Annotated in this window: 20 protein-coding genes and 1 other RNA gene; 19 read left to right on the plus strand and 2 right to left on the minus strand. The window is 65.3% G+C overall.

Features of this window, described 5'->3' with window-relative positions; translation table 11 throughout:
* Nucleotides 1-57 precede the first annotated feature (57 nt).
* The 5 genes from petA to R3E77_03875 are packed head-to-tail and all read left to right on the plus strand — an operon-like array spanning nt 58 to nt 3,765.
* Nucleotides 58-684, plus strand: coding sequence for a ubiquinol-cytochrome c reductase iron-sulfur subunit (petA, locus tag R3E77_03855; GenBank protein MEZ5498551.1), 627 nt, complete (start codon nt 58-60; stop codon nt 682-684).
* Complete coding sequence (locus R3E77_03860; protein MEZ5498552.1) at nt 684-1,934, plus strand: cytochrome b N-terminal domain-containing protein; 1,251 nt, start codon at nt 684-686, stop codon at nt 1,932-1,934. The genes petA and R3E77_03860 overlap by 1 nt, the downstream gene beginning before the upstream one ends.
* A 4-nt stretch (nt 1,935-1,938) precedes the next feature.
* The gene (locus R3E77_03865) at nt 1,939-2,724 is read left to right on the plus strand and encodes a cytochrome c1 (GenBank protein ID MEZ5498553.1); all 786 of its coding nucleotides are present in this window, start codon (nt 1,939-1,941) and stop codon (nt 2,722-2,724) included.
* A 33-nt stretch (nt 2,725-2,757) separates the two neighbouring features.
* Nucleotides 2,758-3,360: a glutathione S-transferase N-terminal domain-containing protein gene (locus tag R3E77_03870; protein MEZ5498554.1), complete on the plus strand. Its 603-nt coding sequence runs from the start codon at nt 2,758-2,760 to the stop codon at nt 3,358-3,360.
* Between the two features lie 6 nt (nt 3,361-3,366).
* Nucleotides 3,367-3,765 carry a ClpXP protease specificity-enhancing factor gene (locus tag R3E77_03875; protein ID MEZ5498555.1) on the plus strand — a complete coding sequence of 133 codons (399 nt, stop codon included), beginning with the start codon at nt 3,367-3,369 and terminating at the stop codon, nt 3,763-3,765.
* A gap of 18 nt (nt 3,766-3,783) precedes the next feature.
* On the opposite strand, the gene R3E77_03880 is transcribed toward R3E77_03875, so the two are convergent.
* Together R3E77_03880 and R3E77_03885 are read right to left on the minus strand one after the other, a co-directional pair.
* A complete protein-coding gene (locus R3E77_03880) occupies nt 3,784-4,215 on the minus strand; it encodes a YraN family protein (protein ID MEZ5498556.1) in 432 nt (143 codons plus the stop codon).
* Complete coding sequence (locus R3E77_03885; GenBank protein ID MEZ5498557.1) at nt 4,167-6,023, minus strand: penicillin-binding protein activator; 1,857 nt, start codon at nt 6,021-6,023, stop codon at nt 4,167-4,169. The genes R3E77_03880 and R3E77_03885 overlap by 49 nt, the downstream gene beginning before the upstream one ends.
* 82 nt (nt 6,024-6,105) lie before the next feature.
* Here R3E77_03885 and rsmI point away from each other — a divergent pair, with 82 nt between their 5' ends.
* The 14 genes from rsmI (at nt 6,106) to murB (ending at nt 20,903) form a co-directional block, all read left to right on the plus strand.
* The gene (gene rsmI / locus R3E77_03890; GenBank protein ID MEZ5498558.1) at nt 6,106-6,969 is read left to right on the plus strand and encodes a 16S rRNA (cytidine(1402)-2'-O)-methyltransferase; all 864 of its coding nucleotides are present in this window, start codon (nt 6,106-6,108) and stop codon (nt 6,967-6,969) included.
* 34 nt (nt 6,970-7,003) lie between these two features.
* Nucleotides 7,004-7,373, plus strand: an RNA gene (gene rnpB, locus R3E77_03895) — RNase P RNA component class A.
* 220 nt (nt 7,374-7,593) lie between these two features.
* Entirely contained in the window at nt 7,594-8,046 is a 453-nt protein-coding gene (mraZ, locus tag R3E77_03900; GenBank protein MEZ5498559.1) for a division/cell wall cluster transcriptional repressor MraZ, read from the plus strand.
* A gap of 13 nt (nt 8,047-8,059) precedes the next feature.
* The gene (rsmH, locus tag R3E77_03905; protein ID MEZ5498560.1) at nt 8,060-8,986 is read left to right on the plus strand and encodes a 16S rRNA (cytosine(1402)-N(4))-methyltransferase RsmH; all 927 of its coding nucleotides are present in this window, start codon (nt 8,060-8,062) and stop codon (nt 8,984-8,986) included.
* A gap of 7 nt (nt 8,987-8,993) precedes the next feature.
* On the plus strand, nt 8,994-9,272 hold the full coding sequence (gene ftsL, locus R3E77_03910) for a cell division protein FtsL (GenBank protein MEZ5498561.1): 279 nt from the start codon (nt 8,994-8,996) through the stop codon (nt 9,270-9,272).
* Nucleotides 9,269-11,026 carry a penicillin-binding transpeptidase domain-containing protein gene (locus R3E77_03915; GenBank protein ID MEZ5498562.1) on the plus strand — a complete coding sequence of 586 codons (1,758 nt, stop codon included), beginning with the start codon at nt 9,269-9,271 and terminating at the stop codon, nt 11,024-11,026. Before ftsL ends, R3E77_03915 begins: the two co-directional genes overlap by 4 nt.
* The gene (locus tag R3E77_03920; protein ID MEZ5498563.1) at nt 11,023-12,513 is read left to right on the plus strand and encodes a UDP-N-acetylmuramoyl-L-alanyl-D-glutamate--2,6-diaminopimelate ligase; all 1,491 of its coding nucleotides are present in this window, start codon (nt 11,023-11,025) and stop codon (nt 12,511-12,513) included. The genes R3E77_03915 and R3E77_03920 overlap by 4 nt, the downstream gene beginning before the upstream one ends.
* Nucleotides 12,510-13,880 (plus strand): UDP-N-acetylmuramoyl-tripeptide--D-alanyl-D-alanine ligase, encoded by a 1,371-nt coding sequence (gene murF, locus R3E77_03925; protein ID MEZ5498564.1) that lies wholly within the window; start codon nt 12,510-12,512, stop codon nt 13,878-13,880. The genes R3E77_03920 and murF overlap by 4 nt, the downstream gene beginning before the upstream one ends.
* Nucleotides 13,881-13,885: 5 nt before the next feature.
* On the plus strand, nt 13,886-14,971 hold the full coding sequence (gene mraY / locus R3E77_03930) for a phospho-N-acetylmuramoyl-pentapeptide-transferase (GenBank protein ID MEZ5498565.1): 1,086 nt from the start codon (nt 13,886-13,888) through the stop codon (nt 14,969-14,971).
* Complete coding sequence (murD, locus tag R3E77_03935) at nt 14,968-16,308, plus strand: UDP-N-acetylmuramoyl-L-alanine--D-glutamate ligase (GenBank protein ID MEZ5498566.1); 1,341 nt, start codon at nt 14,968-14,970, stop codon at nt 16,306-16,308. The genes mraY and murD overlap by 4 nt, the downstream gene beginning before the upstream one ends.
* Nucleotides 16,305-17,501 carry a putative lipid II flippase FtsW gene (ftsW, locus tag R3E77_03940; GenBank protein MEZ5498567.1) on the plus strand — a complete coding sequence of 399 codons (1,197 nt, stop codon included), beginning with the start codon at nt 16,305-16,307 and terminating at the stop codon, nt 17,499-17,501. Before murD ends, ftsW begins: the two co-directional genes overlap by 4 nt.
* A complete protein-coding gene (gene murG, locus R3E77_03945) occupies nt 17,498-18,595 on the plus strand; it encodes an undecaprenyldiphospho-muramoylpentapeptide beta-N-acetylglucosaminyltransferase (GenBank protein ID MEZ5498568.1) in 1,098 nt (365 codons plus the stop codon). The genes ftsW and murG overlap by 4 nt, the downstream gene beginning before the upstream one ends.
* Nucleotides 18,592-20,010 (plus strand): UDP-N-acetylmuramate--L-alanine ligase, encoded by a 1,419-nt coding sequence (murC, locus tag R3E77_03950; protein ID MEZ5498569.1) that lies wholly within the window; start codon nt 18,592-18,594, stop codon nt 20,008-20,010. The genes murG and murC overlap by 4 nt, the downstream gene beginning before the upstream one ends.
* Complete coding sequence (gene murB / locus R3E77_03955; GenBank protein ID MEZ5498570.1) at nt 20,007-20,903, plus strand: UDP-N-acetylmuramate dehydrogenase; 897 nt, start codon at nt 20,007-20,009, stop codon at nt 20,901-20,903. Before murC ends, murB begins: the two co-directional genes overlap by 4 nt.
* Nucleotides 20,904-20,911: the final 8 nt, after the last annotated feature.

Below are 20,911 nucleotides of genomic sequence, written 5' to 3' on the forward strand. Positions count from 1 at the left end.
TTCGCCGCATGCGCCGTGAGTCGACGCGGGGTAGGTCTCGATCAGCACAGAGGTGTTATGCATAGCCATGCCGAATCCGGTGCGGATGCGGAAGTCGATGTCAGCCGGCGCCGATTTCTGACTGCAGCAACCGTTGCAACTGGCGCTGTCGGCGTAGTATTCGCCGCTACGCCTTTCATCAAGTCGTGGAAGCCGTCGGAACGTGCCCGCGCTGCAGGCCAGCCGGTCGAAATCGACGTCTCGCGGCTCGAACCGGGCCAGATGGTGCAGGCGGTCTGGCGCATGAAGCCGATCTACATCGTGCGGCGCACCGAAGCGATGCTGGCGGGACTCGATCAGAACAACCCGGAACTCAAGGATCCGCAAAGCTCGAGTTCGGAGCAGCCGAAGTACGCCGCCAACGAAGCGCGTTCGTCGAATCCCGAATACCTCGTGCTCATCGCTACCTGCACCCACCTCGGTTGCCTGCCGAAGCAGCGATTCACGCCGGCCGATACCACGCTTGGCGCTGACTGGCCGGGCGGCTTCTTCTGCCCCTGCCACGGGTCACGCTTCGATATGGCCGGCCGCGTATTCAAGGGATCGCCCGCTTCGCGCAATCTGGCGGTGCCGCCCTATGCGTTCGAGCAGGGTGGCAAGCTGATCATCGGCATCGATCAGGGTCCGGCTGAAGGAGTGGCGTGATGGCGAATCTCGGCGGGGAGGTGGGTGCGAATGCGACCGGATTTCGCGCCTGGCTGAACAAACGGCTGCCGGTCGACGCTTTCATCAACGAACAGCTCATCGGCTATTACGCACCGAAGAATTTCAACATCTGGTATTTCTTCGGTTCGCTTGCGCTCCTTGTATTCGTGATGCAGATCCTTACCGGGATCTTCCTCACCATGCACTACAAGCCGAGCGCGACCGAGGCTTTTGCCTCGGTCGAGTACATCATGCGCGAGGTAGAGTGGGGCTGGCTCATACGCTACATGCACTCGACCGGCGCTTCGGCATTTTTCATCGTTGTCTACCTGCACATGTTCCGCGCGCTCATGTATGGCTCGTACAAGGCGCCGCGTGAACTGCTGTGGCTGATCGGCATGCTGGTTTATCTGGCGCTGATGGCCGAGGCGTTCTTCGGCTACGTTCTGCCCTGGGGCAACATGAGCTATTGGGGTGCGCAGGTCATCGTCAACCTGTTCGGTACCATCCCGGGCATCGGACCGGGCCTCGTGGAATGGATACGTGGCGATTACGGCATTGCCGATGCAACGCTGAATCGCTTCTTCGCATTTCACGTCGTGGCCATTCCCTTCGCGCTGGCGCTACTCGTGTTGCTGCATCTGGTGGCGTTGCGTCAGGTGGGCTCGAACAATCCCGACGGCATCGAGATCAAGGAGCACAAGGGTGCGGATGGCAAGCCTGTCGATGGCATCCCGTTTCATCCTTACTACACCGTCAAGGACATCGTCGGTGTCGGGCTGTTCCTGACGATATTCGCCGTCATCGTGTTCTTCGCGCCGACCTTCGGCGGCCTGTTCCTCGAACACCCCAACTTCGAGCCGGCCGATCCGATGTCAACGCCCGAACATATCGCGCCGGTTTGGTATTTCACGCCGTACTACGCGATCCTGCGGGCCGTGCCCGATCAGCGCATGGGCGCGTTGCTGATGTTCCTCGCCGTGGTGGCGTTCCTGTTCCTGCCCTGGCTCGATCGCGCCAAGGTCAAGTCGATCCGCTATCGCGGGGGGCTGTATCGGTTCTTCCTCGGATTGTTCGTGTTGAGTTTTCTGGTGCTGATGTATCTGGGGCTGCAGCCGGCCGAGGGGCTGTACGTGCTCCTGGCGCGCGTATTCACGGTTGGCTATTTCGCGTTCTTCGTGTTGATGCCGTTCTACACGCGCCTCGACGCGGTCAAAAAGGTTCCTGAGAGAGTTACCTATCATGGCTAGGTCATTGTCACGTAGCTTGGGCGCCGCGCTCGCTCTGCTCGCGGTTTCAGTAACACTGTCAGCCGAGGAGCAGCCGGCCGAGGCAGCTGCGCTCGGCGCCGATTGGCGCCATTGGACGGCAGACACCCAGATCGAAAATCTGCCGTCACTGCAACGCGGTGCGCGAAATTTCATGGCGTACTGCTATGGCTGCCATTCGCTCAAATTTCTGCGCTACCAGCGCATGGCCGACGACCTGAAGATCCCGGGCGAGCAGCTCCAGCAGTACCTGTTGCCGCCAGGGGCGAAGAGCACCGACTACGTCATCACGCCGATGCCGGCGCAGCGGGCCGCCGACTGGTTCGGCAAGGCGCCGCCCGATCTGTCGTTGATTGCGCGCGCGCGTGGTACCGACTACCTGTTCAGGTTCCTGACGACCTTCTACGCCGATACCAAATCGGTCGGCACGGGAGTGAACAACCTCGCCTTGCCCGGAACGGCGATGCCGCACGTGTTGTCGCCCCTGCAGGGCGTGCAGCAGGCGGTCTTTCAGAACGTCGAGAAGCCGGGCGAGGACGGCAAGCCCATGATGGTGGCCGAATTCGCCCATTTCGAGCCGGGCGCGAATGGCTCGCTCGACAATGCGCAATACCGCGAATTCGTGCGTGATACGGTCAATTTCCTCGACTACGCAGGTGAACCGTCGCGCCTTGGGCGCGGCAATGTCGGTGTGTGGACCGTGCTGTTCCTGTTGTTGTTCACGGTCGTCGCGTGGCTGCTCAAACACGAATACTGGAAGGACGTGCGTTAGCGCACTGATCGAGTGTCAGGCCGACGCTCAATCATGACGTTGTTCTCGGGGCCGAATGACCCCTGGAGTCACCGCACACGATTGGTGTTGACCGAAAAGAACCTCGGCATCGAGGTGATTAGCGTCGATCCGGGACGCTATCCGGAAGATCTCCTCGATCTCAATCCGTACCACAGCGTGCCAACGCTGGTCGATCGTGACCTCGTTCTCTACGATTCGCGCGTAATCGTCGAATACCTCGATGAGCGCTATCCACATCCGCCGCTGATGCCGGTCGATCCGGTGTCGCGCGCGCAGTTCCGGCTGGCGCTGTATCGCATCGAGCGCGACTGGTACGGGCTTGCGCAGCAGATCGAGCGCGAGAGCGATCGCCGCCAGGGCCAGAAACTGCGCGGCATGTTGCGCGACACGGTCATTGCCAGCACGGATCTTTTCAAGGTCAAGCCCTATTTTCTGAGCGATGAATTCTCGCTCGTCGATGCAACCATCGCACCGATCCTGTGGCGCCTTGCAGCCTACGAAATCGACCTGCCTGCCGAAAGCCAGCCGATCCTGCGCTACGCGAATCAACTGTTTGCGCGTCCGGCATTCCGCCACAGCCTATCGGAGGCGGAGCGCGAACTGCGAATACTCTGACCCGCTATGGCCAGTACGACGGAAGTTCCGAAGCGTCCCTACCTGTTGCGCGCGATGCATGACTGGATCAGCGACAGCAAGCTGACGCCGCACGTGATCATCGATGCCGAACAGGCAGGGGTGGAGGTGCCGCGTGCCTACGTCAAGGACGGCAAGATCATTCTCAACCTCAGCACGAGTGCCGCTGATCGCCTCGAGATCCGCAATGACGGCATCAGTTTCAATGCGCGCTTCGCTGGCGTGCCGCATCGCGTCGTCGTGCCGATAGCCGCAGTGCTCGGCATCTATGCCCGCGAGAGCGGCGAGGGCATGGTATTCACCGGCGATGATCTGGCGCCGCAGCCACCACCGTCGGCGCCCTCACCGGATGAATCGCGACGCCCGCAGCTGAAGGTGGTCAAGTAAGGCGGATCTGGATTTTGCTCAAACGCCGTCTGCCGTGAATGCATGGCGGATCCATTCGATTTGATGGCCGCACTCGCCGGGCTCGAGAGATACCACATCAAAACGCAATCGCCGGCGGCGGAACTGCGGGTACTGCTGCAGAAGCTGCATTGCGGCGACGACGAGGTGGCGGCGCTTCCTCGCGTCGACGCTGCCAGCGCCACCGCCGAAGCGCCGACTCGAGCGCAGGCGCACTTCGACGATGACGAGGTCCTCGCCGTCTTCGGCCACGATGTCGATTTCGGTTCGGCGACGACGGTAGTTGCACATCAGTATGTGCAAGCCCGCCTGCTCGAGATGTAACGCCGCGAGTTGCTCGCCGCGTTGTCCGGCGAGCTGGCGCTCGGTCGCCGCCAGGGCGATCAGTTCCGATCGAGGCGCCGCGCCTCGCCGCGGCGGATTTCCGCCCACTGCAGGTCGCGCCGCGCGCGGCCATCGGCGTCGAAACTGATGTGGCCGGTCAGCCCGTCGATCTGGAGGCTCCCCGGGTCGGCGCCGGCCGCGATCGCTGCATAGATCTGGTAGGCGTCGTAGCCGAACGCGAACAACTTGCCGCGCGCCTGGCCCTGGGCCGCAGCCGAAGTTGCCGCTGCCGTGCGAATGCGCGCGATATCGTCGTCGTCATCGAGCACCCAGGGCATGTCGGGGAAGATCAGTCCCTCCATGTCCTGGTTGGCGGTGGGGTGTGGCTCGAACGCGCTGGAGGTCGAATAGGTCGGGATGTCGCTCGCGTAATGGAAGCGCAGTTGGGGCCGCAGCTGCCGCCCGAGTGTTGCAGTCGGCGCGGGCGCGAAGATGAAATCGATATCGCCCCGCCGCCGCGGCTGGAACTCCAGGCTGATGCCGAGCAGGTTCTGCAGTCTCCGATGTCGCGCGCGGCTCTCGTCGAGGCGCAACGCGTGGGTGATCGGCGCGGAGAAATCGCTCTGCGACGCATCGTAGCGCTCGACATCCACCAGCTCACCGCCACGACGGGTGAGCTCGGAGCTGAAGGCCTCGAGCACGCGGTCGCCCCATTCGCCATCTGGCACGAGCGCAATGCCGCGCTTGCCCGCTGCGCCGGCCGTGACGCGCTCGGCGATGGAGCGTGCTTCGTTCTCTGGCGACAGCGCAAATTGCAACATGCCGTGCGGCGCGGGTTGGTCCATGGGCAGGTAGTTGAGCGCCAGGATATAGCCGCGCATGCCGGCGAAATCCGTTGCGGCGATGACCTCCTCGCGCAGCAGCGGTCCGACAATGAAACCGGCGCCGTCGTTGAAGGCGCGACTGATGGCATCGGCTATCGTCGAGCCGCTGGTATCGTAGACCGTGACCGTACCGGGTGCCCGCATGCCGGCCTGTTCGCTTGCTACCATGAATCCGGCGCGAATCTGCGCCGCGGCGCTCGCCGTCCGGCCACCAAGCGGTAGCAACAACGCCACCTGGCCGTTCGGCGGCTGTAGCGTCGCATCGCGCGGCTCGCCGATGATTTCGCTGCGCACGATAGTGCTGGCGGGATGCCCGGGAAACCTGCCCTGCCAGGCGGCGACCTGCGCCCGCGCCGACAATGGACTGCGCGCAACGCGCGCGGCAATGCCGCCGAGCTCGAGCCAGCCCTGGGTGACCTTGTCCGTGGTTGCGATGCGCTCGAGCGCAACACCACGCTCCGCCGCTGCCCGCAGCTCACCGAGCAATCGGCGCCGCACGCCCGCCTGCGGATCGCCCGGATCGCTCAGGGTTTCGGTCTGCCGTGCCGCTTCGATGCCTTCCAGAATGCGGTCGTTCGCGAATGCGACGCGACTGCGCAGTTGTTGCAGCGCCAACTGATCGCCGTGGCTCTCGGCCGGCGGGAGCGATTGCAGGCGCCGCCACGCCGCAGCGTTCTGGTTGCGCAACAGATCGAGTTCGACGCGCAGCAAATCGCGCTCGAACTGGTCAGCGCGCGGTAATTGCGCGGGCAGCATCGCCAGCAGGCGTTCGACATCCGCGGGGCGCCGGGCCTGGGCGAAATAACGCGCCGCCCGCAGCCGGAACCGGGCCGCGTCGGCGGTTAGCGCATCGGTGGCGAGCTCCTCATACTCGCGCGCGGCCGCGACGTAATCGCCGGCGCGTGCCGCGCGCTCGGCGCGGTCGACCGACGGCGGGGACCGTCCGCCGGGACCGAGGCTGGTACAGGAAACCACCGCGAGCAGGCTCGCAATCGCCACTGCGCGCGCTGCGCGGATCATCGAGTCAGTCATTAGCTGGCATACTCCATCTGCGTTTCGTGGCGCATCCGTGGCGCGCCGGGCCGGGCCCTTGGGGGACCGGTGAGGGCATTATATGGTTCCAGGCAAAGGTAGGCTGCTGCTGATTGGCACGCCGATTGGCAATTTCGGCGATCTCTCGCCGCGCGCGCGCGAAGCGCTGGCGGCCGCCGATTTGATTGCGGCCGAGGATACGCGCGAGGCGCGTCGCCTGCTGGGGCCGCTTGGCATAGAGCGCCCTCTGTTGTCCCTCCATGAGCACAACGAGCTTGCACGCCAGGGCGCCGTACTCGAGCGACTGGGCGCCGGTGCGACCGTGGCCGTCGTGAGCGATGCGGGCATGCCGCTCATCAGCGATCCGGGCTTCCCGCTGGTGCGCGCCGCGCTGGCCGCAGGATTCGAGGTCGGCGCCGTGCCCGGGCCATCGGCTGTCACGATGGCACTCGCGGTGTCGGGACTGCCGACCGACCGGTTTGTCTTCGAAGGTTTTCTGCCTGCGGGCGCTGGCGAGCGGCAGGCCCGCCTGGCAGGGTTGCGCAACGAGTCGCGCACCCTGGTGTTTTTCGAAACGCCGCACCGCATACGCGCGTCGCTCCAGGATCTGGGTGACTGCCTGGGAATGGAGCGCGCCGCGGCCATCGCGCGCGAATTGACCAAGACCTACGAGACCATCTATCGCGGAACTGTGGCGCAGCTCATCGCCGCGGAGCGTAGCGATGAAAACCTGGCGCGTGGCGAGATCACGCTGGTGGTTGCGGGCAGTCCCACCGACGAGTCGCGCGGCGGCGGCGAAGTCGCCGAGCGCGTCATCCGCGCGCTCGCAGGCCTACTGCCACCCGCCAGGATCGCGACCGTGGCCGCGAAGGTCAGCGGCCTTGCGCGTCATGACTGCTATGCACGGGTATTGCAGCTGTCTTCTGAAAAGCTCGTCGGTGACTGACCGCGCGAGCCCCGCTTCAAGTAAAATGTGAGATGGAGTCGGCCAGGCAATCGCTGCCGCGATGTTCAATCGCGGTGGAGGAAAGTCCGGGCTCCTGCGGACACGGCGCCAGGTAATGCCTGGGGGGCGCGAGCCCACGGAAAGTGCAACAGAAAGCAAACCGCCGGCGTATCCAACGATGCGCAGGTAAGGGTGAAAGGGTGCGGTAAGAGCGCACCGCGTGCCTGGTAACAGGCATGGCATGGCAAACCCCGCCGGGAGCAAGGCCAAATAGGGAAGCGGCGAGTCAAATCGCAACGCCGTCTGCGCGTGCTTCCGGGTAGGTTGCTAGAGGCTGGCGGCGACGTCGGTCCCAGAGGAATGATTGCCCACGACAGAACCCGGCTTACCGGCCGACTCCTGTTTCTTCTTCTAAAGACCTTTGGAGCTAAGCACAGCAACCCACTGAAACGTAAAGACTAGTGTTTTTTCGTCGCCGTCGCGGTCTCCCGACAGTCTCGTAAGTCCTTGTGATTGCGACAAATTTCTCACTTTGGACCATTGACATATTGGCCCCCCGATTTCTATAGTGGTTGAAAGTGGGAAATTGTGGGGAGAAAGGGGGCCTGTGCCCCGGTTCCGGTCATGTTCCGCGGTGCAACACGGGTAACCCTGGATGTCAAAGGGCGCATGGTCATGCCAACGCGCTACCGCGACAGCCTGCGCGAGCGCGCCGAGAGTCGCGTCGTCGTTACCGTCGATCGTGACCAGTGCTTGCTGATCTACCCGCAACCCGACTGGGACGAGATCGAAAAAAAGCTGATGAGTCTGCCGAGCCTGCACCCGCAGGCGCGCCGGCTGCAGCGCCTCATGGTCGGCCATGCGACCGATATCGATCTCGATGGCCATGGCCGCCTCCTGTTGCCACCCGAATTGCGTCAGTTCGCCGCCCTCGACCGGCACGCCATGTTGATTGGCCAGGGCAATCGCTTCGAACTCTGGGATGAGCAGCGCTGGAACGAGCGCCGCGATGCCTGGTTGAAGAGCGAGGAATTGACCACGGACCTGGCGGCGGAGCTCGAGACACTGTCACTTTGATCGAGGGGGCGCCATCGTGGGACTGCATGAGCCGGTGCTGGTCGACGCCGCTGTTGCAGCACTCGTCGCGCGCCCCGATGGGTTGTACATAGATGCGACATTTGGCCGCGGGGGACATACGCAGCGCCTGCTCGCTGCACTATCGGCCGAAGGGCGGGTGCTGGCGCTCGATCGCGACCCGCAGGCCATCGACGCCGGAGCGGCGCTTTGCAGGAGCGATGACCGCCTCGAACTCGTTCATGCGCCGTTCGCCGAGCTTCGCGAGGTATTGTCCGCGCGCGCCCCGGGCCGCTCTGCCAGCGGCATCCTGTTCGATCTCGGCCTGTCTTCGCCGCAGCTGGATACGCCAGTGCGCGGCTTCAGTTTCAGCCACGACGGCCCGCTCGACATGCGCATGGACCCGACTCGCGGCGAACCGCTGTCGGCCTGGCTGGCGCGGGTCCAATCGCGCGAGCTCGCGCGAGTGATCGCCGAACTCGGTGAGGAACGCTTCGCGAAGCGTATTGCCGCTGCGATCGTCGCGGCGCGCGAGCGCGCCCCGATCGCAACCACACGCGAGCTGGCCAGCATCGTCGCCGGCGCCGTACCGCGGCGCGAGGCGGGCAAGCACCCGGCGACTCGAACATTCCAGGCGCTGCGCATCGCCATCAACGATGAACTCGCGCAATTGCGACAGGCGCTGGCCGCGGCCCTGTCCGTGCTCGAGAGCGGTGGCCGGCTGGTCGTGATCAGTTTTCATTCGCTGGAGAATCGCATCGTCAAGAATTTCATCCGCGATCATTCACGAGCGCCGCGCGAGCTCGCTGCCTTGCCGGTACTGCCGCCGCAGGCGCAGCCGGTGCTGCGTCCCGTTGGCCGCAAACTTTTTCCGGACGCGGCGGAAATTGCCCGCAACCCCCGCGCCCGCAGTGCCGTGCTGCGGGCTGCAGAGAAGCTCTGAGGTGCCCTTGATCTCGCGTCGTGCACTGTTGGTCGCCCTGCCTCTGCTATGGCTCGCGGTGCTCGGTTCCGCTGCCGCCGCGATCTACAGCAAGCATCGAGCGCGTGAACTGTTCGTTGAACTGCAACGACTGAATGGCGAGCGCGATGCGCTGGAGATCGAGTGGGGCCAGTTGCAGCTCGAACAGAGCGCCTGGTCCACTCACGCCTTCGTCGAGAATGTCGCGCGCCGAAAACTCCGCATGACGATTCCGGCGCCGGCGCAGATCGAGGTGGTCAGGCCGTGAGCCGATCCGGCAAGCGCGCCGCCAAGCCCGTTGCGCGGGCGTACTCGTTCCGCCTGCGCGCTGTGCTTGCCTTTGCGGTACTCGTGCTTGCGGCGCTTGCCTTGAGCGCAAGGGCAGTGCAGCTGCAGGTGCGCGACAACGATTTCCTGCAACGCGAAGGCGCAGCGCGCTACTCGCGCGTCGCCAGCATCACGGCGCACCGTGGCACGATTACCGATCGCTTTGGCGAGCCGCTCGCGGTCAGCACGCCGGTCGATTCCCTCTGGGCGGATCCGCAGAAACTCGCGCTCGCGAGCGATCAGCTGCCGAGACTCAGCAAGACCTTGCACCGCGACAACACCGAGCTGACCCGTAGAGTAACCAGCAATCTTGGTCGTGAGTTCATATATCTGGCCCGTCATTTGCAGCCGGCCGACGCGGCGCGCGTCATGCGCATGCAGATCCCCGGCATCGACGTCATGCGCGAGTATCGCCGCTACTATCCGTCCGGTGAAGTTACCGGGCATCTGCTCGGGTTCACCAACATCGACGATATCGGGCAGGAAGGCATCGAACTCGCTTTCGATCACTGGCTGGCGGGCGAGGATGGTTCGAAGCGCGTGATCCGCGACAACGACGGACGGATCGTGCAGGATGTCGAGAGCATCGCGCCGGCGCGACCCGGACGCGACCTGGTTCTGTCTATCGATCTGCGCCTGCAATACCTCGCCTACCGCGAGCTGAAGGCTGCGATTCGCGCCGAGAAGGCCCGCGCCGGCTCGGCGGTGGTCGTCGATGTCGCCACCGGCGAAATACTCGCCATGGTCAATCAGCCGACCTACAACCCGAACGATCGCGATCAGATCAAGGCCAAGAGCTACCGCAATCGCGCGACCACCGACATCTTCGAACCGGGCTCGTCGATCAAGCCATTCGTCGCGGCCGCGGCACTGGCATCCGGCAAGTACGACGAGCGCAGCGTGATCGATACGACGCCATTTCGGGTCGGCATCAAGATGATCGAGGACAAGCACGATCTCGGCGCCATCAACATCGCGAGCGTGTTGAGCCACAGCTCCAACGTCGGCATCTCGCGCATTGCCCTGACGCTCGAACCCGAGCAGCTGTATCGGACGCTGGCGGGATTCGGTTTCGGGCAACTGACTTCGAGTGGCTATCCCGGCGAGTCCGCGGGCTTGCTGAGCCACTACTCCCGCTGGCGGCCGATAGGCATTGCCACCATGTCCTATGGCTATGGCCTGTCGGTGACGCCGCTGCAGCTGACGCGCGCCTACGCGACGCTCGGCAGCATGGGGATCTCGCGTCCCGTGTCATTCCTGCGCGTCGATGCGCCGGCGGCGGGGGAGCAGGTACTCGATGCGGCAACCTGCCGTTCGCTGGTGCACATGCTCGAGGCTGTGGTCAGCCCCGAGGGCACGGGCGAGCGCGCAGCGATTCCCGGCTACCGCGTGGCGGGCAAGACTGGTACGGCATGGAAATCGAATGCTGGCGGCTATTCGACGGACCGATACATGTCGGTGTTCGGCGGACTCGCGCCTGCGTCGGCGCCGCGCCTCGCGGCCGTGATCGTGATCGACGAGCCCGGTGCCGGCAAATACTACGGCGGTGACGTCGCGGCGCCGGTATTCGCGCGCATCGTGGGCGGCGCATTGCGGCTGATGGCCGTTGCGCCCGATGCGCCGATTGGCCAGCCGGCAATGCAGGTTGCGAATCAATCGACGACGCTGGCGGCGCGTGCGCCGGATCTGCAATGACTGCGCCATTGCGTGACCTCACGCCGGCGCTCGCCGGCACGAGTTCGATGCAGCCCCTGCTGGTGCGGGACCTGCGGGTGAACAGCCGCGAGATCAACCTTGGCGATGCCTTCGTCGCACTTGCGGGCCGGCATCACCACGGCATCGAGTTTGCGGAGGCTGCGATCGAGGCGGGCGCGCGGGCCATCGTCTACGAGCCGGTCACCGGCATGCGCCTGCCTGCACTTCGGGGCGAGGTGGCGATGGTGGCGGTGCCCGATCTCGCGCGACGCCTCGGTGAGATTGCCGACCGCTTCTATGGCATGCCGTCGAAGACCATGACCATCGCGGCCGTCACCGGTACCAATGGCAAGACGACCTGTGCCTGGCTGCTCGCCCAGGCGCTATCACGCGCAGGCATGCGCTCTGCCTATAGCGGCACCCTGGGCGTCGGGCCGGTCGATTCGCTTCGCGCCACGCGTTTCACCACGGCCGATGCGGCTACCGTGCAACGGCAACTGGCCGAACTGCGCGCCGAGGATACGCAATGCGTTGCCATGGAAGTCTCCTCGCATGCGCTCGACCAGCATCGTGTCGCGGGCGTTCGATTCGCGATAGCGGCGTTCACGAACCTGAGCCACGATCATCTCGACTACCACGGCGAGATGACGAGTTATTTCGAAGCCAAGGAGCGGTTGTTTCGATGGCCGACGCTGCGCGCCGCGGTGGTCAACGTCGACGATGCCCATGGCGCGCGGCTCGCTGCCGGGCGCGCTGCCGATCTCGCGCTCATATGCACAAGCCGGCTAGGCGTCGACGCGCCGCGCGGCGCGCGCGAGTTGCGCGGCACCGCGCTGCAATTGACGCCGAACGGTATCGCGCTCGAAATCGGCGGCAGTTTTGGCGCTGCGCACCTGCGCTCGAGCTTGCTCGGCGAATTCAATGCCGACAACCTGTTGACCGTACTCGGTGTCCTAATCGCCCTCGATGTGCCGCTTGCACGAGCGGTCGAATACCTGGCTGAGGTGACGCCGCCGCCCGGTCGCATGCAACTGCTGCGCAGCGCCGGTCGCGCGCTGGCGGTCGTCGACTACGCGCACACCCCCGACGCGCTCGCCAAGGCGCTCGACGCCGCGCGCGCGCATTGCAGCGGACGCCTGTGGGTGGTGTTCGGCTGCGGCGGCGATCGCGACCGCGCCAAGCGCGGGCCCATGGGCGCGGCCGCCGCGCGGCTGGCCGATGCCGTCATCCTGACGGACGATAATCCCAGGAGCGAGTCGCCGCAGGCGATAGTCGCGGACATCGCCGCGGCAGTCCCGGCCGAGAGGCTCTATCGCATCGAGCACGATCGCGCCACAGCCATACGCCTCGCATTGAACGCCGCCGCCGACAACGATGTGGTCGTGGTCGCCGGCAAGGGCCACGAGGACTACCAGATCTATGGCGCAGAGCGCCGGCCGTTCAGTGATCAGGGCGTTATCGAACGCTGCTTCGCGGAGGCGGCATGAAGCGCAGCCTCGCCAGGCTTGCCGATGCGATGGGCGGCGAGCTGCATGGTGCGGACTGCGCGTTCGCGGCAGTCACTACGGATACCCGTGCGCTTGCTGCCGGAGATGTGTTCGTCGCCCTGCGCGGTCCGCATTTCGACGGCCACGATTTCATCTCGCAGGCGATGGCCGCGCAGTGTGCGGCCGTGGTGATCGCGCGCCCGAGCGAGGCGTCGGTGGCGCAGATCCGGGTTGCCGACACGCTGCAGGCGCTGACGCGCGCGGCGGCCTGTTGGCGCAGCGATTTTCATGGGCAGGTGCTCGGCGTCGCCGGTGCCAATGGCAAGACCACCGTCAAGGAAATGCTTGCGGCAATTCTGGCCAAGGTGGGCACGACGCTGGCGACTCGTGGCAACCTGAACAACCACATTGGCGTGCCGCTTACACTGCTTGGCATGACGCCGCAGCATCGCTACGCGGTGGTGGAAATCGGCAGCAACCATCCGGGTGAAGTGGCTGCTTTGTGCGCCATTGCGCGGCCGCAGATCGGCCTCATCACCAACGCCGGTGAAGAGCATCTCGAGGGTTTCGGCAGCCTCGAGGGCGCGGCGCGGGCCGAAGGCGAGATGGTCGCGACGCTGCCGGCAGATGGCACCGCGGTGCTCAATGCCGACGATGCGTTCTACGCGATGTGGGTCGGAATGACCGCCGCGCGCGTCGTCAGCTTCGGCCTTTGCGCGCAGGCGCAGTTTCGCGCCAGCGATATCCGCTATGCGATCGATGCGGCTGGCTTCGACACCCGATTTCGGCTGCGCACGCCGGCGGGCGATGCCGAGGTGCAGCTGCGACTTGCCGGCGAGCACAACGTGCGAAATGCGCTCGCCGCGGCCGCGGCGGCCAGCGTCGCCGGCGTCGATCCCGAATGCATCGTTGCCGGTCTCGCTGCCATGCGCCCGGTCAGCGGGCGCCTCAATGCCCTGGTGCGACCCGCAGGGGGTTACCTGATCGACGATTCCTACAACGCCAACCCGAGTTCGGTACGCGCCGCCATCGACGTGCTCGCGCAACTGCCCGGCCGCCATTGGCTGGCATTCGGCGAAATGGGCGAACTCGGCGCCTTTGCGGCCGACGCACACGTCGAGATGGGCGAATACGCGCGCGGCCACGGCATCGAGCGACTGTTCGCAGTGGGCGAGCATGCGCGCCGGACGGTGGCGGCATTCGGTGCAGGTGCCGAGTGGTTCGGCGATACGTCATCGCTTTGCGATGCAGTCGCCGCCGAGCTGCGGGGAGATGTCACGGTGCTGGTCAAGGGATCGCGATCCAATCGGCTCGAACGCGTCGTGGCTGCGCTGCGTGAGCCTTCACTACAGGCACGGGCGGGCTGAATCCCATGTTGTACTGGCTTGCCAAACAGCTCACGCCCGATCTGACATTCCTCAACGTTTTCTCGTACCTGACCTTTCGCGCCATCCTGTCGGCGGCATCGGCGTTGCTCATTGCGCTGCTCGTCGGTCCGGGCATGATCCGCCGACTCTCGCGCTATCAGATTGGCCAGGTCGTGCGTGACGATGGACCACAGACGCATCTGCCAAAAGCGGGCACGCCGACCATGGGCGGGCTGCTGATCATCGTGGCCATCGGTGTCGCAACGCTGTTGTGGGCCGACCTGCACAACCGCTTCGTGTGGATCGTGCTCGGCGTGACCTTCGCCTTCGGTCTGATCGGCTTCTATGACGATTATCTGAAGTTGATCGTCAAATCACCGCGCGGCCTCGTCGCGCGCTGGAAATATTTCTGGCAGTCGGTCGCCGGGCTCGGCGCGGCAACGGTTCTCTATTTTACCGCCGCCACCGCGGCCGAGACCACACTCTACCTGCCGCTCGTGAAATCCTTCGCGCTGCCGTTGTCAGCCGGCGCATTCATCGTCCTCAGCTATCTCATGATCGTCGGCATGAGCAATGCGGTCAATCTCACCGACGGGCTCGACGGCCTCGCGGTGATGCCGGCCGCCATGGTGGCTGCAGCGCTCGGCGTCTTCGCGTATGCAAGCGGCAACGCGGTCTTCGCCGAATACCTGTCGATCCCGCCCGTGCCGAATGCCGGCGAATTGCTGATCTTCTGCGCCGCGCTGGTTGGCGCAGGCCTCGGTTTTCTGTGGTTCAACAGCTACCCGGCGCAGGTTTTCATGGGCGACATCGGAGCGCTTGCACTCGGCGCGGCGCTTGGCGTGATCGCAGTCATCGTCCGCCAGGAACTGGTGCTGCTCGTCATGGGCGGTGTGTTCGTGCTCGAGACGGCGTCGGTAATCATCCAGGTGGCCTCGTTCAAGATGACCGGCAAGCGCGTCTTCCGCATGGCGCCGATTCATCATCATTTCGAATTGAAAGGCTGGGCCGAACCCAAGGTGATCGTGCGTTTCTGGATCATCTCGCTGTTGCTCGTGCTCGCCGGCCTCGCGACGCTGAAACTGCGATGAAACCGACGACGCATCAAGAGCGCGCGATCGTGGTTGGCCTCGGCGACTCGGGGTTGTCGGTGCTGCGCTACCTCGATCGCCGGGATTGGCGGCTCCTTGGTATCGATACCCGCACGCAACCGCCGGCGCGAGCGCAGATCGAAGCGCAATTGCCGCGGGTGCAGCTCGATTGCGGTCGGCTCGACCCTGCACGGCTCGAGCCGGGCGACCTGGTCGTGGTGGCGCCGGGCCTGCGGCGCGATGGACCGTTCTTTGCGCGCGCGCGCGAACTGCAACTGGAAATCATCGGCGATATCGAATTGTTCGCCCGCGACGTCGCTGCGCCCGTCATTGCCGTCACGGGAACGAATGGCAAGAGCACGGTCACGTCTCTCACCGGAGCGATGGCTCGGCGCGCGGGACGACGTTGCCGGGCGGGCGGCAATCTGGGCCCGCCTGCACTCGAGCTGCTCGACGACGGTCCCCAGGAGCTGTTCGTCCTCGAATTGTCGAGCTATCAGCTCGAGACGACGGACTCACTGCGCCCCATCGCGGCGACCGTGCTCAACATCAGCCCGGATCATCTCGATCGTTACGCTACTCTTGCCGACTATGCGGCGGCCAAGGCGACGATCTACCGCCATGCCGAAGCCGCCGTGATCAATCTTGATGATCCGCTCTCGCGTGAGCTCGCACCTGATCACTGCCGCACGCTCGGCTTTTCGATAGCCGGGGCGCGCGATGCGCTCTACACCCTCGAGCAGTTGCCCGAAGGCAACTGGCTGTGCCGCGACCAGGAGCGCCTGATCGGTGCCGATGAGCTCCGGATCCGTGGCCTGCACAATGCCGCCAATGCGCTCGCCGCCCTCGCGCTCGGCGAAGCCGCCGGCCTGCCGATCACCGCCATGGTGGAGGAGTTGCGCCACTTTGCGGGCCTCGCGCATCGCGCGGAGTTCGTGGCAACGCTCGACGGCGTCGCCTACATCAACGATTCGAAAGGAACGAATGTCGGCGCCACGATTGCGGCCATTGCGGGTTTGCCGGGCCGCCTGGTGCTGATCGCCGGTGGCGACGGCAAAGGCCAGGACTTCGCACCACTTGCCGCCGCGGCACGTGGCCGGTTGCGCCATGCCTTGCTGATCGGCCGCGATGCGCGCGCGATCGCAAATGTCCTCGCCGGTATCTGCCCGGTGCAGTTCTGTGCATCGCTCGAGGATGCGGTGCACGCGTCGCGCCGTCTCGCCGAGCGCGGCGACACGGTGCTGCTCTCGCCGGCGTGCGCAAGCTTCGACATGTTCCGCAACTACGCCGACCGCGGTCAGCGTTTTCGCGATGCCGTAATGGAGCTGGCCGCATGATCCGCTCCCAGGGGCAGCGACAGGCGCGCAGCCGGGTGCTGCACATTGACTCGGTGACCGTGCTGCTCGTGAGTGCCATCGTGCTGCTCGGCCTCGTGATGGTCACGTCGGCTTCGATCTCGATCGCCGCCAAGCAGGAAGGCGCGCCATTCATTTATCTGGAGCGCCAGTTGTTGTTGACGCTTGCCGGCATTGCCGTGGCGGGCCTGATGTTGATGTTGCCGACCCGCCTCTACGAAGAATACGCCGTTGCCCTGCTGCTGTTCGCCGGCCTCCTGCTGCTTGCCGTGCTGCTGCCCGGCATCGGACACACAGTCAACGGCAGCAGCCGCTGGCTGCGACTGGCAGGCTTCAATTTCCAGCCCTCCGAGCTCGCGCGTGTACTGGTGCTCCTGTTCATTGCGCGCTACGCCGTGCGTCGCGAAGGTGAGCTGCAGTCGAGTTTCTCTGGATTCTTCCGCGCCGTCGGACTGCTGGGCGTCTTTGCCTTGCTCCTGCTCGCCGAGCCCGATTTCGGCGCAGCCGTCGTGCTCTGTGCCACGGGTTGCGCGCTTCTGTTCCTTGCCGGTGCGCGCTGGCGGGACCTTGGCGTGATAGTGCTCATCGTTGTCGCGGCGCTCGTCGCGCTCGCCCTGTCTGCCGATTACCGGGTGCGCCGGCTCACGGCCTTCCTCGATCCCTGGGCCGATCCGTTCAACAGCGGCTTCCAGCTGACGCAATCACTGATCGCCATCGGACGTGGCGAATGGTTTGGTGTCGGCCTCGGCGAGAGCATACAAAAGCTGTTCTACCTGCCCGAGGCGCACACCGACTTCCTGTTCGCCGTGCTTGCCGAAGAACTCGGGCTAGCCGGCGTATTGCTGACCATTGGTCTGTTCCTAGCGCTCGCCTGGCGCGCGTTGCAGATCTCGACTCAGGCCAACGAAGCCGGTCTCAAGTTTCAAAGCTATGTGGCGGCAGGATTCGGCATCTGGCTCGGCTTGCAGGCCTTCGTCAACATTGGCGTCAACATGGGCGCCCTGCCAACCAAGGGCCTGACGCTGCCCTTGATGAGTTACGGGCGTTCGAGCCTGATCGTCGCCTTCCTCTGGGTCGGATTGCTGTTACGCGTGCATCACGAAGTGATGAGCGAAGCGCGCGGATCGGCGAGCGCGCGTCGCGGCGACCTTCGCACCGAGGCGGCTACGGCATGAGCGGCGCCAAGGTACTGATCATGGCGGGCGGAACGGGCGGACATGTGTTCCCTGCGTTGGCCTTGGCGCGCTCCCTGCGTGCCGCCGGCGTCAGCGTTGCCTGGCTCGGCACGGCGCGCGGCATGGAGGCGCGCGTGGTGCCCGCGGAGAAAATTCCGCTCGCGACCATTTCGGTCGTGGGCTTGCGCGGCAAGGGCTTCGCTACCCTGGCGCTCGCGCCGTTGCGCCTGGTGCGCGCGTTGTGGCAGGCGATCGCGGTCATTCGCCGCGTCGATCCGGTGCTCGTCGTCGGTCTCGGTGGCTTCGCCAGTGGTCCCGGCGGTGTCGCGGCGCGGCTGTTGCGCCGTCCGCTCTTCATCCATGAGCAGAATGCCATCGCGGGATTCACCAATCGCGTTCTGGCACACCTGGCCAGCCGCGTATTCGAGGCTTTCGCGGGCAGTTTCGCGACGGCCCGTCGTGCCGAAACCATAGGCAATCCGCTGCGCGAGGAATTCTTCCGGCAGGACCCACCGTCGCGGCGGCGGCAGCGCGATCCCGGGAGCCTGCGCCTGCTGGTGGTCGGCGGCAGCCAGGGTGCGGCACGCCTCAATGCCATCGTGCCACTCGCCGTGGCCCAGTTGCAGCACAAGACGCATCTGTCGGTGCGCCATCAGACCGGTGACCGCTGGATCGAACAAGCGCGCAACAGCTATGCCAAGGCCGGCGTCGAGGCTGAATTGCTGCCGTTCATTGGCGACATGGCCGAAAGCTATGCCTGGGCGGATCTCGTGATCTGCCGCGCAGGCGCATTGACCATCTCGGAGATCGCCGCTGTCGGCGTGGCGGCCATCCTGGTGCCCTTTCCGCAGGCGACGGATGATCACCAAAGCCATAATGCGCGCACGCTGGTGCGCTGTGGCGCAGCCGTGCTGATTTCCGATCGCGAATTGAACCCGGAACGACTGGCGCGCGAGATCGACCGGCTTGCCGCGGATCGCCCGGGCCTCGCACGGATGGCAGAGCAGGCGGGGACGCTTGCCTGCCCGGAGGCGACGCAGCGTCTGCGTGACGCCTGTCTGGGCGCCATCGCTGCGGCTGGAGCGGGCGCATGAACGATCGCATGCGCCGCATCCATTGCATCCACCTGGTCGGCATCGGCGGCAGCGGCATGAGCGGTATCGCCGAGGTTCTGGTCAATCTCGGCTATGAAGTCAGCGGCTCCGACCTCAAGGCGAGCGCCGTGACGGCGCGGCTCGGGCAGCTCGGAGCGCGCATCATGCTGGGGCATGCCGCCGGAAACGTCGAAGGCGCCGACGTCGTGGTTGTCTCGACAGCGGTCACCGCGGATAACCCCGAAGTGCTCGCTGCGCACCAGCAGCGAATACCCGTGGTCCGGCGTGCCGAGATGCTGGGCGAGCTGATGCGATTTCGCTATGCAATCGCCATCGCTGGCACGCACGGCAAGACCACGACAACGAGTCTTACCGCCAGTCTCCTTGCCGAGGGCGGCGAAGATCCGACTTTCGTGATCGGCGGACGCCTGAAGAGCGTCGCGAGCAGCGCGAAGCTCGGCAGTGGCCGCTACCTCGTCGCCGAGGCCGACGAAAGCGACGCCTCCTTCAAGTACCTGCAGCCGATGATCGCCGTCGTCACCAACATCGACAAGGACCACCTCGGCACCCATGAAGGCGACTTCTCGCGGTTGCGGCAGAGTTTCGTCGAATTCCTGCACAACCTGCCGTTCTATGGCCTCGCCGTGTTGTGCGCAGATGATGCCGAGACGATGAGCATCGCCGATGAAATCGGCAGACCGGTGTTGACCTACGGTCTCGGACCGACGGCGGACGTGCGTGCCGTCGCGATCGAACGCCAGGGGCTGCGCACGTCGTTTCGCGTCGAACGACCCGATCGCAAACCCGCTCTCGAGGTCTCGCTCAACCTGCCGGGCTTGCACAACGTACGCAATGCGCTCGCCGCGATTGCGATCGCGAGCGAGATCGGCGTCGACGACGCATCCATCCAGCGTGCCCTCGCGAACTTCCAGGGTATCGACCGGCGACTGCAGCACATCGCGGAACTGCCGCTTGGGCAGGGCAAGGTCACCCTGGTCGATGACTACGGCCACCACCCGACTGAAATCGCCGCGACGCTCGACGCGATCCGCCAGGCCTACGCCGGCAGGCGCATCGTGCTGGCGTTTCAACCGCATCGCTACACGCGCACACGTGACCTGCTCGACGATTTTGCGGCAGTGCTCGGCACAGCCGATGCGTTGCTGGTCACCGAAGTGTATAGCGCGGGCGAAGCGGCAATCGCCGGAGCGGATGGCCGCGCCATTTGCCGCGCTGTGCGCAGCCGCGGCCTGCTCGAGCCCGTGTTCGTGGCCGAGGTGACCGAGCTCGCCAAATCCCTGCACGCACTCGTGCGTGCAGGGGATGTGATTCTTACGATGGGCGCGGGCAGCATCGGCCAGGTCGCCCAGGAATTGCCCGGGGCGTTTGCGGCGATCATGGAGACGCGCCGATGAGTGCAGCTCTCAGCCGCGAGTTCGAATCGAGGATCCGCCGCGATGAGCCGATGGCCCGCCACACCTCCTGGCATGTCGGCGGGCCCGCGGACCTGTACTTCGAGCCGCGCGATCGCGCGGACCTCGCGGCTTTCCTGCGCCAGCTTTCGCCGCAGCTGCCGATCCATTTCCTTGGTCTCGGCAGCAACCTGCTGGTGCGCGATGGCGGACTGCGCGGCGTGGTGATCGCGACCCAGACGGCACTGCGCCTGCTCGAGCGACGCAGTCAGGAGGAGGTCTACTGCGAGGCGGGCGTGCCCTGCGCGCAACTCGCGCGCCAGTGTCAGCGTTGGCAGCTCGGGCCCGCAGAGTTCTTCGCCGGCATACCCGGCACCATGGGCGGGGCGCTCGCCATGAACGCCGGTGCATTCGGTGGCGAGACCTGGCGCCATGTTCAGGGCGTCGAGACCATCGATCGCGACGGCGTCATACATGAACGCGCTGTTGATGAATTCACGATCGGCTATCGCAGCGTGCGCCCGCGACATGCGGACGAATGGTTCATCGCTGCGCGCCTGGGGTTCAGTCCGCGCCGCGGCGCCGGCGATGCCGAGATCCGGGCACTGTTGTCGCGCCGCAGGGAGACCCAGCCGATCGGAGCGTGGAGTTGTGGATCGGTGTTTACCAACCCGCCCGGTGATCACGCCGCGCGCTTGATCGACAGCGCCGGTCTGAAGGGTCTGCGTATAGGCGGCGCCAGCGTGTCCGCGAAGCACGCGAATTTCATCATCAATGACGGGCAGGCCACCGCGACGGACATCGAGGCGCTCATTCACGAAGTGCAGGCGCGGGTGCTGCATGTGCACGGCGTGCAGCTGGTTCCGGAAGTGCACATCGCGGGAGAGCGCAGGTGAGAGGCTTG

The sequence above is a fragment of the Steroidobacteraceae bacterium genome, assembly GCA_041395505.1.
Lineage (GTDB): Bacteria > Pseudomonadota > Gammaproteobacteria > Steroidobacterales > Steroidobacteraceae > JAWLAG01.